The sequence below is a fragment of the Sphingobacterium tabacisoli genome (genome assembly GCF_017908035.1).
Classification (GTDB): domain Bacteria; phylum Bacteroidota; class Bacteroidia; order Sphingobacteriales; family Sphingobacteriaceae; genus Sphingobacterium; species Sphingobacterium tabacisoli.
On the sequence record NZ_JAEQMU010000001.1, the window covers coordinates 192,416 to 206,400 of the forward strand.

Annotated in this window: 12 protein-coding genes; 10 read left to right on the top strand and 2 right to left on the bottom strand. The window is 42.6% G+C overall.

What is annotated here, in order from left to right; translation table 11 throughout:
- Positions 1-3,435, bottom strand: coding sequence for a TonB-dependent receptor (locus JKG64_RS00730; RefSeq protein WP_210352424.1), 3,435 nt, complete (start codon positions 3,433-3,435; stop codon positions 1-3).
- 261 nt (positions 3,436-3,696) lie between these two features.
- On the bottom strand, positions 3,697-4,725 hold the full coding sequence (locus JKG64_RS00735; protein ID WP_210352425.1) for a FecR family protein: 1,029 nt from the start codon (positions 4,723-4,725) through the stop codon (positions 3,697-3,699).
- A 912-nt stretch (positions 4,726-5,637) separates the two neighbouring features.
- Here JKG64_RS00735 and JKG64_RS00740 point away from each other — a divergent pair.
- From JKG64_RS00740 to JKG64_RS00785, 10 genes are read left to right on the top strand one after another with little or no spacing between them, the layout of a single operon-like run.
- Positions 5,638-6,324 carry an aspartyl/asparaginyl beta-hydroxylase domain-containing protein gene (locus JKG64_RS00740; protein ID WP_210352426.1) on the top strand — a complete coding sequence of 229 codons (687 nt, stop codon included), beginning with the start codon at positions 5,638-5,640 and terminating at the stop codon, positions 6,322-6,324.
- Entirely contained in the window at positions 6,317-7,252 is a 936-nt protein-coding gene (locus tag JKG64_RS00745) for a hypothetical protein (RefSeq protein ID WP_210352427.1), read from the top strand. Before JKG64_RS00740 ends, JKG64_RS00745 begins: the two co-directional genes overlap by 8 nt.
- Positions 7,252-8,745, top strand: a complete 1,494-nt coding sequence (gene cysC, locus JKG64_RS00750; RefSeq protein ID WP_262897759.1) for an adenylyl-sulfate kinase — start codon at positions 7,252-7,254, stop codon at positions 8,743-8,745. Before JKG64_RS00745 ends, cysC begins: the two co-directional genes overlap by 1 nt.
- Positions 8,746-8,748: 3 nt before the next feature.
- Entirely contained in the window at positions 8,749-9,249 is a 501-nt protein-coding gene (locus tag JKG64_RS00755) for a hypothetical protein (RefSeq protein ID WP_210352429.1), read from the top strand.
- Positions 9,250-9,262: 13 nt separating this feature from the next.
- Positions 9,263-10,312, top strand: coding sequence for an ABC transporter substrate-binding protein (locus tag JKG64_RS00760; RefSeq protein ID WP_210352430.1), 1,050 nt, complete (start codon positions 9,263-9,265; stop codon positions 10,310-10,312).
- A 6-nt stretch (positions 10,313-10,318) separates the two neighbouring features.
- The gene (locus tag JKG64_RS00765; protein ID WP_210352431.1) at positions 10,319-11,245 is read left to right on the top strand and encodes a methionyl-tRNA formyltransferase; all 927 of its coding nucleotides are present in this window, start codon (positions 10,319-10,321) and stop codon (positions 11,243-11,245) included.
- Between the two features lie 18 nt (positions 11,246-11,263).
- Entirely contained in the window at positions 11,264-11,836 is a 573-nt protein-coding gene (locus JKG64_RS00770) for a phage tail protein (protein ID WP_246512446.1), read from the top strand.
- A gap of 3 nt (positions 11,837-11,839) precedes the next feature.
- Positions 11,840-12,424: a phage tail protein gene (locus JKG64_RS00775; protein WP_210352433.1), complete on the top strand. Its 585-nt coding sequence runs from the start codon at positions 11,840-11,842 to the stop codon at positions 12,422-12,424.
- Positions 12,425-12,430: 6 nt separating this feature from the next.
- Positions 12,431-13,012 carry a phage tail protein gene (locus tag JKG64_RS00780; RefSeq protein WP_210352434.1) on the top strand — a complete coding sequence of 194 codons (582 nt, stop codon included), beginning with the start codon at positions 12,431-12,433 and terminating at the stop codon, positions 13,010-13,012.
- Between the two features lie 33 nt (positions 13,013-13,045).
- Positions 13,046-13,981, top strand: a complete 936-nt coding sequence (locus JKG64_RS00785) for a bifunctional UDP-sugar hydrolase/5'-nucleotidase (RefSeq protein WP_210352435.1) — start codon at positions 13,046-13,048, stop codon at positions 13,979-13,981.
- Positions 13,982-13,985: the final 4 nt, after the last annotated feature.

Below are 13,985 nucleotides of genomic sequence, written 5' to 3' on the forward strand. Positions count from 1 at the left end.
TTAAAATAGATTATAGGTTAAACCAAAGACCACTTCCATTCCTCTCCGGTAGCTTCTATTGATATAGCTGTTGCCATACCAAAGTCCTCCCGTGCCGGGATTGGCGTATACTGTCTTTATAGCTGGATCTAGGATGTTTTTTACAAATCCTTTGAGGTTTATTCTTCTATAAAGCTTTTGTGTAAAGACAAAGTCCAACATCGGTACCGGACGGCTGTAAAGGTCAGGTTCTCCTGTTAGATTTATCTGTACCAATCTTTCGCCGACAATATTGAATGTTGTTGTCAGATCTGTACCCCATTTTTTGTTTACATAGTTGAACCACACGTTTGCGGAATAGGGTGCTTGTTCAAATAGTGGACTGTTTTTCGGAGTATGCCTGTCCAGTGATTTGTTGGCCAGGTAGCGTTCATCAGACTTTCTGATGTTACTCTGGGCAACCATAAGATTAGACCCTAGGGAGAACCCACTGAGCATAGGCCACCATGTTTCCAGGCGCTTTACCAATTCAAATTCCATTCCCCAGACATACCCCATATTTTGGTCGTTCTGATATTGTATTGTCGGAAACTCAGGGTAGGTAGCGGCAAGGCCATCTGTTTTTAGGTTAAATACACGGATCAATTGACTCTCAATCTGCTTTCCGAATGCGGAAACAGCGAGTACTTCGCCTGTGTTGGGAAACCATTCCCATCTAAAATCCAGGTTTTGCGTGTATTGGTTTTTTAAATCGGGGTTTCCAATAACCAGTCCCATCTGAAAAGCATCAAACTCGAATACATTGGTTATTTCGCGGAGCTCGGGTCTTGCTAATGTGCTGTTGTAGGCCAGCCTGACATTCATCTTTTCCTTAGGGTGGTAGGTGAGGTTGACGGAGTAGAAGGGTTTGTATCCGGTGCGGTACAGCGAATTTGGCTCGATAAGCAACATGGGAATTTTTTTGCCATCCTGCGATGTTGCAGTAAGTCCGGGATCCAGGAATACATTGGCCGTATCTACCCGGGATCCGATATTGGTCATTTCGAAACGTACCCCACCTGTGATGCGCCATTTATCCGAAGGATGTAAGTCCAACATGCCATAGAAAGCATTCGTTTCATAGTAGCCTTTGTAGTTATTTGGCGATTTTTGACTGTTGTAGAGGAAGCCGCCAATAGGCATAGCGCCCTCACCCTGTACCGTACGAGGTTTGATACCTATAATCTCAGGCCCGACCAGGCGATCTAAATCTCCTTGTACATCGTATAGTGGTATAGATTTATTGCCTACAAAGTTAGAACCGGGGATAAACATATGGTTTTCATTAAAAGTGCGATCCCTAAATAAATAGTTGACTCCCGTTTTGAATTCTTGTTTGCCATCGAATAGCTGGAAAGGGAAGGATAGATCAGCCTTGTAGTTATAGTTTTTTTCCTTTAAGTCGCGCCAACGACGACCATTAGGTTCGGCTTGTATAATGCCATAGGTACCGTATCCATTTACATAGCCGGAGGTCAATGCATAGAGGTGTTCGCTATAGGTGTCTGCCATGACGGTGGTGCCGTCGTAGAAATAGGGTCTTTTATAATAACCTCCTGCATCGGGGGTGTACACAGCCAGACCTGCAAAGCGGTAATCTGGTTCGTTCTGACCCGAAGTCGAGGTCGCTCCGTTATAGCTTAATCGCGGTGCAAATTCGCCAGCTCCAAATTTATGTTCGCCCTGAAAATTAAAGATATCCAATGTCCGGTACGCCTGTTGTAAGGAATAGATATAGCTATTGACGGTACCGGGCAATCCGGTATACTCATAGCCCCCATTCATATTGACCGCCTTGTTTTCACCTCCCCATGAGCCCATGTATTGAAAGGCGAGTTCGTGCCGGGGATTGAAGCGGTAGGCTACACCGGCTAAGACACCATAGTTGACCGTTTCAGTACCGGTGTTTTCCAGGTAGTTTTGATAACGCCCCATATAGAGTCGGTTGGGGGTGATAAAATTCGGAATATTGCGGTGACTGTATACATCTGGATTTCCGGTAACTACGCCCTGATAAACACTGTATTGGGTTAGTGCCCCTTCCCGAATGTCGGTGTATCTTTTATAATAGTTACCCCCCAATATGACACCTATCTTTCCGTTTCCAAAGCCTTTGTAATTATTGCCAAATGTCAGGGAGTATATCTGGTTTGGTCTGGCATTATCATACTGTGTGGTCATGATGGGATCAAAGCGTTGCATAATGCCATTTATACGTTCTACTTCCTGCCAGGCTTCGGGGCTGTAGTTGCGATCTGTTATCAATTTTTGGATAGACCCTAGTCCGTTGGGATACTGCTGAGAGAGTGCTAGAAAATCATCCTGTAGATTTTTCTTATTGATACGTTGCCCACCGATACCCATATCATTATTCTTGAAACTGTTGTATTTGCCACCAAAACCGATGTTTGAATTAAATCCCGTCTGCGCAATAAACTCTAATGTTATGGTATCCGGTATAGATTTGGTCTTGAGTTCGATGATGGCCGATGCTGCATCAGCAGGTTTGTCGGGGGTAGCAGTCTTGTACACCGTGATATTATCCAACAGCGATGCAGGTACCAGGTCTAAAGGAATCGCGCTGCGGTCGGGATTGGAGGAGGCTAGGCGTACGCCATTAAGCTGACCAATGACACTTCGTTCGCCAAGCCCACGGACAGCGACATATTTATCGTCGGTAACGGTGACTCCTGTTACACGCTGCAAGGCTTGGGTGGTTGTGATAGAGGCTGTACGTTCAATCAGTTCGGCAGAGATACCATCCTGTACGGTAGAGGACAATCTACGCTCTTCTAATAGGGCCGCTTCTGTCGCTACACGTTTTCTGGTGTTGACGATCACTTCGCTAAGTTCTGTCGATGTTTTTTTTAGAAATATCTGGATAGCGGTATTGGATCTATCAAATTTGACCTCCTGCTTTAAGTAGCCTAGATACTGGAATGTCAGTGTGCCACCTCCCTGGGGGATCTGGATCTGAAAACGACCATCTCTGTCGCTAATGACTGATGTATTGTAGCCCTTGAGACGAATCGAGACTCCTGGAAGAGTTGAGCGATCGTTTGCATCATAGACTACACCAGAGAGGGTATTCTGTTGATTCTTTTTCGTTACGAATACATAGGTTCCCGTCTCATGGTATACAAGATCTGTTCGATCCAGAATCTGGTTCAGTACCTGTCGTGCCGTTTTATTCTGAATAGAAAGACTGACTTTTTTGGTATACCCACCGATGACATCATCCCGATAGGAAATAGATACGTCAGTTTTCTTAGACAGCATGTTGAGGCTTTCTTTGATACTACTGTTACTGAGTTCGATATTTAGTTTCATATCCAATGACTGTCCTTTACTATTTTCGGCGTAGAGAACAGAAATTAGAAACACCTTTAGGTATAAAACAACCAGCGAAAATTTCATCCAAAAAAATAATTGCTTGCGGTAGATATAAATCTTTCTTTTTAAAGGATTTGTTTTTGATCCTTTTTGCATAACTTTACATAATTAATGGTTAAATCCTGTGTACTTCACGGACATACTATTAGCGGATCATAAGCCGGTAGGGCGTCGAAAATTCTGCCGGCCGATGATTCTCTCCAATACAATCAGAGCTGTTCTATAATTCTTTAAGTCTATTCTTTCATTGCTTTTTCATAATTTTTGTCGGTAGTAGTTAGTAGGTTAGTATATGTGGTATTGTCTCCCTTTTTTACTGAATTTGAAGCCAAACATATCTCCGGACTTTGTTAAGAACTGATCGATGTCTGTGCCTCGTTTTATAATCGTTGTAATGGGAAGATCTTCCAATTGTTTATTTTCAATCGTAATCTGTAGGTCGTAATTTCTGTTGATTTCTTCAACAATCTGTTGTAATTTTTCTCCGTTGAAAACCAAATCCTTATGGAGCCATGCTTCGAGCTTCAACAGATCAGCATCCTTTATAGATGACTGGTTGTTCTGATCGATTAATTCCAAGCCTTTGGTGACGATACCTAATACCTGGGTTTCGTTGGCTCCGTTTTTTTTCTCCACCTGAACCTTACCTGAGGATACCAGTAGCTTGTAGCGATCGGCCTCGTACGAATCAATTTGGAAAGTGGTGCCCAATACGGTTGTTATGTAATTATGGCTTGAAATCCGGAATGGTTTATCGGGATTTTTGCTTACATCGAAGTACGCCTGCCCCTTAAGAATAATATGTCGTTCATTACTAGCAAACTTTTTGGGATACAGGAGTTTACTCATTGGACCTAAATGGGCTATAGAGCCGTCAGCCAGTTTTATTTCGGCACGCTGTCCTAACCCGGTCACTACAGAGTCCATTCTAGAAGGAGCCCATGCGGTGTTTGCCAGATCTTTATTGTTGTTTTGGAAATAATATTGGCGGATACCAAAGCCCAATGTAAGAATCACAGCCGCTGCAGCGACATAACGCAGATAAGAACGTTTATGATGCTTAGGTTCGATGGATACCACGTTAGAGTGGTTCTCCTGTTCGTTCTTTTTGAAAAGGAACTTTTGATACAGTTCCTGCTCCTTTTGCGGATCAAGCTGTGCTGAGCTGGTCTGTCCCCAAACCGAATGGAAGTATTCCTCCAAAAAGGCTTTGCCCTCTTCGGTATTTAGGTACTCCTGTATCTCGCTACTGCTATGATCTTTTTCTGAACTCAAAAAGGTCGCTAACTGTTCTATCGTGAATTTCCTCTCCATGCTAAATTAGGTGCTGGTATACTAGTATAACGAGAATAGATTAAGTGAGTACTATGGTAGTGTTAAAAAAATATTAAATATATATCGAAAGGAGGAGGTTATGAATTGAACGAGATCGTTTTCAAACCGAGCTTGCGAGCTCACCGTAGGTAACCCGTCATTGCGAGAGGTAAGTTTTTTAAACAAATACAGCGGAGTTTTAATGACAGTCAACGAGATAATTTTCAATCCGAGCTTGCGAACTCACCGTAGGCAACTTGTCATTGCGAATGAAATGAAGCAATCTCATGGTTAATAGGGGATTATCTATGATGAGTCCTTCGGGGTTGTTTTGCTTTATGTTATTCCGCTCGCAAAGACGGTACAGTTTAGATATTTTTCATTGGTAGACCGTCGAAGTAGTCAGTTTTGAAGGAGAGGAAAGTTATCGAGTGAACGTTAGATAAGCAATGTGTCAGTACGTCACTACGAATTTGTGCGTTCTTGCTCTTGATTATTTAAGTAAATCATTGCCCTATATAGGTTGTGGTATAAAACTAGTGGTTGATATATGTCAAGAAATAAATGGCATAGAAAGAAAATATCATTGAAATGGAATAATTTTACGCTGTCTTTAAAGAGGTGCATAGCAGGTAAAGCTAGGCGCGGATGACAGACCAAACTACTTATGAAATATAATTTGATTATGAAATATCCATATCACGACTTACCTTAAAAACTAATTTTTACTATTTCAGGAGCTTGATTGGAGGAGTTGGAAGAGCTTCTAGGCTGTTTTGGATAGGTTGTTATTTGCTTGTAGAATAGTGTTTTAAGAATTTGTCCTTCATTTGTCCCCCAATTGTCCCCCCCTTGGATAGTATCTTTTTTAGTTTTTAAAATTAATTTTAGCCACAGCAATTATTTAGCAACGTGTGTAATTCAATTCGATTCAATAGAACCTATGAAGTCACTCTACTCCAGAAGGAGCTGCAAGGTTGTGTGCAGTATGATTGGATACAGCATTTCAATCAGCGGGATTATGAGGGTAAATGGACGTGTATTTCTTTACGGTCTGTAGATGGTCGTAATGAAACTATTGTTGGTTTCGGTGGTGAGAGGTCTTATGAAGACACGCCGCTTTTGGATCAGCTTCCTTATATGCGCACGGTGATAGACAGTATTCCTGGAGCCAAAGAATCGATCCGGTTAATGGCGTTGTATCCGGGAGCGGAAATCAAACCACATAAAGATTCAGGATGCTCCTATACTGATGGAGTGTATCGGATACATGTTCCAGTTTGTACCCATCCGGATGTAGAATTCTATCTCGAAGGCGAACGTATCGTTATGGAGGAGGGGAGCTGCTGGTATCTCGATTTTTCTAAAACGCATCAGATTATAAATAAAAGTAATCAAGTGCGGGTTCACCTGGTTGTCGATGGCATAAGAGATGAAGATACGGATACGTGGTTTTTTGAAAATGGCTACAAAGAAGCACCTAAGCCCGATTATGATGAGGCTACAAAAAGAGCGATGATAGCGCAATTGGAAATGATGGAGGGTGAAGGAGCTAGACAACTGGTACTGCAACTCAAAAAGGAACTTCAGGATGCTTAGCAATTGGATTCCATATAAATTAGAGGTAGTAGACCAAGAGGTAAGTGTGCTATGGCTCGATCTAGAGGATCGTTTTATAGCGGAACCGTTCTTTGATGAAACGATTCTTGATAATAAGATATATGCCAAAAATAAAGGAAGAGGCCGACTGGTATCACAGTCTGATATCCGGAGCTTATGTGAATGGGCGGCGCGGATTGACTCAAGTACGGTTACAGCGTTTATTTTTCATGTGAGTCGCTGTGGTTCCACCTTGCTGTCGCAATGCTTGGTGGCAGATCAAAAATACGTAGTTATTCCAGAGGCACCTTTATTGGACGATATCTTGCATATGGACGAGGTACTATTGCCCGAAGGAATTTCAAAAGAGCGATTCTTTAAGGCTACATTGACTTTTTTGGGTCAGAAACGCTTAGGACAAGAACAATTGTTTATCAAATTGGACAGTTGGCATATCCATAAATATAATTTGTTAAGGAGGTGGTTTTCGGATACACCTTTTTATTTTTTGAGTAGGGAACCTAAAGCAATTATCCAATCGCATGAAAAACGACGGGGAATTCATATGATACCGGGGTATTTATCGGAGATGGCAAATTCGGTTCAAGTTGCGGAGCGGCATTATCGCGATTTTTCGCAGTTTACAGCCGATGTGTTGCGTAGCTTTTATAAAGGCTTGATAAATATTAGGTTGCAGGATAATCACTTAGATCATTTTTATGATTATGCTTGGGGTATGATGGGGTTATTGGCTGATTTTGATGCGCATGTGGGCACACAGCTGAGCACATCGGAGGCTGCAGTGACTCGATTAAATAAACACAGTAAATATCCAGATCAGGTATTTGCTGAATTACAGGAAGAGGAAGATAGTGCTTTATACGAGCACTGTTTAAGTGTTTATTCACAATATGAGGAGTTAATATGATGTCGCGGCGAAAGGGTATAATTATCCAAATGACAGGAATGTCGGGTGCTGGTAAGACGACCCTGGCTTTTGGCTTGCAGGAAGTTTTGGCAAGACAGGGCTATAAGGCCTATGTGATGGATGCGGATGAATATCGTAAAACCTTATGCAAAGAATTGGGATTCAGTCGAGAGGATCGCCTGACTAATATTAAGCGTTTAGCGGCACGGGCGTATGAATTGTCTGAGATTTATGACCTGGTTATTATAGCAGCGATAAATCCTTTTGAGGAAGGAAGGGAGTCTCTCAGATACATGTATAATAGCCCACTACTGTATGTGAAATGTGAATTGGAACAACTGATAGCAAGAGATCCTAAAGGTCTTTATCAAAAGGCATTGCTTCCTGAGGGACATCCGGATAGAATTTGCAATTTTACGGGAATATCAGATCCTTTTGAACAGCCTACTACTGCAAAGTGGACGATAGATACTGGCGCTGATGGTGTAAATGAAGCTGTCGAGCAGGTAACGGTGTGGTTGAAAACATTTATAGAACAACACCAAGCCGATATTTTTTATCATAGCTTTTTGGAGTCGCTATTTTTAAACGCGAAAAACGGACTTAAAAAGAGAAATGATCAATATATAGCTCAGGAGCAGGTGTTCCGTGCCCTATTTGAGATTCCGATTTTTGATCTGTTGTTTTTCTTACTCAATGAATGTAAGGATGTAGCACACTTAGCGCAATGGATCAAAAAAAGTGATTGCACAACTTCTATCGACGAAAAAGTAATGGAGTTTTATCGGCTTTTACATGATCTGAATCTGGATGAAGATTATCAGAGGCAATTGTTGACAGATGAACAATGGCAACATTGGCAGGAAAAAGGATACATACAATTGTCGGGCTTGGTGGAGGAGGAAGAATGTGATAGTGTCAAACAACAGATCTGTGAATATTTAGAAGTGGATCTCAATAGACCGGAAAGTTGGTGGCCTACAAATGGTAGCAAAATACAGAGTATCATGTTACCATCCTTAACAACCCCTGCATCTAAAAAGATTAAAACAAACACCAAGGTACGAAGGGTATTTGAAGACCTATATCAGCAAAAGTCAATCGTTTCCCAGACTTTGCCCTTAGGTTATAATCCCCCGGAAACAATATCAAATAAGTTTAGAGGTACTGACCTACATTGGGATATAGACTTTGACCGAGGGGTAAGATACTACATACAGGGGGTATTGTATCTAGATGACGTGGAGACTGAGGGAGGAGCTTTTAGCCTTGTTCCAGGTTATCAAAATAAAGTCGAAGAGCTATTGAAAGAGCATGGTTCTCCGGAGAAGAGCATGGAATGGTTAAAAGAACAAGGATTGGCTATCAAGCTCCACGGAAAAAAGGGAGACCTTATCCTGTGGCTTGAATCTTTGCCACATGCGGCTACCGCTAATACCTCAAGTAAGCCTCGTTTTGTACAATATGTTGCTTACCATAAAATAGAGATATAAGATATGATCTGGACAACGCGAATTATATCGTTTTTGGAAGAGATTGGAATACCTGTAAAAGAGCAGACCTTGGAGAAAGATTGTTTCTTGCCAGGTGTCGAGATACAGTCGGGGAGTTTAATTGTAGATAGGTCGACCCTCAAATATCCAGGAGATGTATTGCATGAAGCGGGACATATCGCGGTGATGACTCCAGAAGAGCGTGTGCAAAGTAGCGGTAACTTGAATGCAAGCGACATTCCTGTGCATACGTTAGAGGGCTATGAGCTGAGTGCTATTGCTTGGAGTTATGCCGCTGCATGTCATCTGGAGATGCCCATTGAAGTCTTATTTCATGCAGATGGCTATAAGAATGATTCGGAGATGCTGATTGATAATTATACTTCAGGTAATTATTTGTTTACGCCGCTGTTGCAATATTGGGGATTATGTACACTAGGACTGCAGGACTCGGGAGACGATAGAGAGGGCTATCCCAAAATGAAAAAATGGTTAAGAGATTGATAGGAGATAAAAGATGAAGATTAAGCAAAAGGGAAACGTGTTAAGAATAGGCGTATTACTACCGAGTAATACGAGCTATCCTATCGGTAGGGCTTTTCTAAAAGGACTGAAAGAGGAGTTGGTGCATATTGCAACAGAATATGCTGTAGAATTGATTAAAAAATTTACTAAAGACCGAATTGAAGAAGCATTGGTCAAATGTTTCGAGTTTGAAGAGGTCGATCTTGTCGTGGGATTAATTTCTGCTGCCGAGATGGAAGAGATCGATCGGATCGTAGCGAAGTATCAAAAGCCTGTTGTTGCCTGTCATCTTGGCGAACATATTCCGAAAAAGCTGACAACACTGCAATATGTAGTGCCACTATCCTTAGATATCTGGAAGGATGTATATGCCTTGGGTTATTATGCGAGTCAACATTTTGGATCAACAGCCGTTTTGTGCGAAAGTTTTTATGAGGCTGGTTTTGGCTTCGGCGCACTCTTCGATTTAGGAATGAAGGCCTTCAATCCCGAGAGTCAACTTTATTTTAGGATAGTGCCACATGGTAGAGCGATGGAGGAGGCTGCGTATACAGATCTGTTGGCCGACCTCACTGTGGAACAAGTTGATTTTGTCGTAGCATTGTTTCATGGGCAGGAGGCAGCGCTGTTTGCGTCTGCCTACCGACACGCTGACGTGTCGGAGCTGCCTTTGGTTGGACTACCCTTTTTTAGGGAATCGTCCGGGATAGGGCAGGATCAGACAACCGATACTTCGGCAATGAGCGCATTTTTTAGTGTGGAGCTGTTGGGGCAGTCGACGGTGACGGGTTTATACGAAGCTTTTGGCAGGTTGCTGGCCGATCGTATACAGGGCATGTTGCACGAAGAAACAGAACAAGTCGAAGAAGTAGAAAATTTTACATCCATATTGTCCTGCGTACAATGGAATGGACAAGCCGATATGGAGACATTCAAATTCGCAATAGCTACTACGGGTGTCAAGAGTTTGGATGATTTGATTGTAGAAGGCTTTGAAAATCAAATAAGCACGGGATGGTCAAATAGTTATTTAGCCAATTAACACAAGATGAGAATAGGATTTCTAGGAAATACCGAAATGCTGATACCGACACTGAGCTATCTCGCACAGACGGCCAATTTGGTAGCTGTAGGGCTGTGGCACAAAAGCGCTCCTTTGATAGGGATGCAATTGCGAGCCGCTAATGTACCGGATGAACTCATACAAGTGATACCCGACGCGGATTGGCAATCCCGGTTGACTGATTGGATACAGGGTAAAAAGATCGAGGTATTATTAGTATTTGGTTTTCCTTACCGTATTCCACAACAGGTATTGGCAATACCCAGGTATGGTTTTTACAATATACATCCGGGCTTTTTACCAAAGTATAGGGGAGCAGATCCCTTATTTTGGCAGATCGCTAATGGAGAACCAGAGATTGGTATCTGTATTCATAAAATGACCCATCTGCTCGATGCCGGGCCTATAGTCCAGCAAACTCAGTTTGTTGCAAATGCAATGGATAATTATGGTTTAGTTAGGAAGCGTGTGGCATTCGAAACGGTAGGCTTGGTCAAAGGTTGGTTGGAAGGATTGATGAATGACCGCTTGACAGAAAGGTCTCAGGAACCTATAGCAGACATAGACTTTTCGAAGCGGCCAGAAGAACTGGATTTGAGAATAAAGTGGCAGGAGCAAACGGCCTTAGAAATAAAATCCCTTATAGCAGCGACAAATCCAACTTACGGTGGTGCAAGCTGTTATTTTGGAGATATGGAGCTGCGGGTTTTGGATATGGATATCATCAACTTTGAAAATAGTCGGAACTACAAGGCGGGCGAAATCGTCTTTTCAGATGCGTTGTACGGGCCTGTGGTGGCTTGCGCAGATGGACAGTTTATTCGGCTGCTCGTCGTACAGCTTGCTGATGGCTATTTTTCAGGAGCCAAACTTTTTTACTTAGGTATACAACAAGGACATCAATTAAATTAAAGAAATATGGACGGAACGATGGCAGAAATAAGAATGTTTGCAGCCAATTTTGCCCCTAAAAACTGGGCTTATTGTAGCGGACAGCTATTAGCAATAAACCAAAATCAAGCGTTATTCTCGTTGTTGGGGACAACATTTGGCGGAAATGGGGTCACTACAGTTGCGCTTCCTGATTTTAGGGGAAGAACACCTGTAGGAACAGGTACAAATAATCTGGGGCTGACATTTGTCCTAGGAAATACAATCGGTAGCGAATCGGTTACCCTGACTATGACTAATTTACCTCCACACAACCACCCGACATCCATAGCTGGAAATATTGGGGTGAAGGCTAGAAATGCGATTGCTAATCAAAGTTCGCCTTCAAGCAGTAGCTATCTGGCGATCCCGGCACGGTCTGCCGGGCGGGCTAAAACAAAAGTAAAGGGTTTTGACACAGCGTCAGGTACGGTAACCCTACACGCAAATACAGTACAAGCTACCGCTGACACACAATCTACTGGGGCTAATCAGCCGCATAACAATATGCAACCCAGTTTAGGAATTAATTATATTATTTGTTTATACGGAATTTATCCATCAAGAAATTAGCATATGGAAGGATATATTGCTGAAGTCCGGTATTTTGCTGGCAATTTTGAGCCTCGAGGTTGGATGTTCTGTAAGGGACAGCTGTTGGCTATCTCTCAATATGAAACGCTATTTGCGTTGATCGGTGCGACTTATGGCGGTGATGGGGTGACTACTTTTATGCTACCCAATTTTGCAGGGAGAGCAGGTGTAGGAACGTTACAGGGGACAGGATTGACTAATCGTGTTTTGGGACAGCAATTCGGTTCGGAGACAGTAAGTTTAACATCACAACAGATGCCCCAGCATACCCATGGCAACAATCTGCCCGTGTCTGGACTGACTTTGAATGTAAGTGCTATAGATGCGACCAAGACGGATCCCGCAGTTGGAGATCATCTAGCAAATCTAAATGAAACGGGGATCAACTACCTAGGCTATATCGCTGCTGCACCGGATACGGCGTTAGCTGCGCAGAGTGTGGATACATCGAGCGTGACGGTCAATATGACCAATGTTGGTGGTTCCTTGCCGCACGACAATATGCAGCCCTTTTTGGTATTAAATTATATTATTTGTGTTGAAGGAATATTTCCTTCTAGAAACTAAAAAATTATGGACGGAACTATTGGAGAAATAAGAATGTTTGCTGGTAATTTTCCCCCTTACAATTGGGCGTTTTGTAATGGGCAAATAATCGCTATAGCATCTAATACGGCCCTATTCAGTATTTTGGGAACTACCTACGGCGGAAATGGGCAGAGTACTTTTGGATTGCCTAATCTCGCTGGTCGAACGGTGATAGGTAGCGGGAATGGGCCAGGACTCACACCGCGTATTAGCGGAGAAGCAGGGGGGACGAACATTGTCACTTTAAACACAAATGAAATACCATCACATACACATGGGCTCGTCGTCAATGGAGCTATGAAAGTGTCCTCGGCACTAGCTGATATAGCTATACCGACCAGCGGATTATCTCTTGCCAAAACCAAATATGTCGTCGACAAGACTGACGTGCCTATTGTGCGGTTTAGCAGTGAGGTTGGTGATGTACTGGTTAATCAAAGCAGTCAGTCGAGTGTAAATTTAATCCTCCAATCCGCAGGGGGAGGGGGGGGGCATGACAATATACAACCCAGTATAGGTATGAATTTTATAATATGTATGCGTGGTGAGTTTCCGGCCCGCAATTAATAACATGGAGTACGTTAAGCATAAGATATCGCGATGAGTAGTAATTCAAGAAGGTTATTTTTTAAGCAGGGTGCCGCGCTATTCGGGGCTACGCTGCTTGCCAATAATACTAATGCGGCAACTGCGTTGGTAAAAGGAATGGAGCATATAGAGGCAAATAAGGAACTGGTACTTTATCATAGTCATAATCTCCAGGAGTTAGCTGTCACAGGCAGCCTGCCGGAATTAAAATCATTGTTGTACATCGAGCAGGGATATGGATTGCTACTGGATACAGGTGGCCTATTTCCTTTGTCGAAAGGGAAAGTACTGTCAAGAAATATGTTGAATGCAATTAATTCGTTGAACCTGAAGGCCTCGCTACTCGGGTCAGAGTTATTGAACTTAGCTCCCGAAGATCTTTCAGGAATAGTATCTAAGCTTGATTTTCCGCTGGTCAATTGTAATTATGAATTTAAAGATAGTAGACTCAAAGCGGATGTAATGCCCTATGTGATCTATAAGACGAAGATGAAAACAATAGGCATAACAGGTGTAGGCAAGATGATCAGTTCTACTGCGTTGAATGCGCAAGATCCGATAGTCGCCGCAAATCGGGTGGCCGTGCATCTCAAAAAGCGAAAGTCCTGTGATATCGTCATTTGTCTAACGGAATCTGAAGTGAGTAAGCAGTTTGCTCAGGAGAGTGCTGACATAGACTTTATCCTGGGAGCGAGTGATACAGCTAAGATTAAACCGGCCACGGTGGTGAGTAATAGTCAAAAAAGCGAAGTCATCCTCAGCAGTGCGTCTCAGGAGTTCATCTCTAAATCTATTATTGTATTTAATGAGGATGGACAGCGTATAGGCTTTGATCATCGACACTTGATGTGTTCGGATCCTTATGCGCGAAATGCAACTGTATGGGCAAAAATTAAATTACTTCAGTCAGAGGGGACGGTGTCTGATACACAGCGCATACTGGGGTAATTAT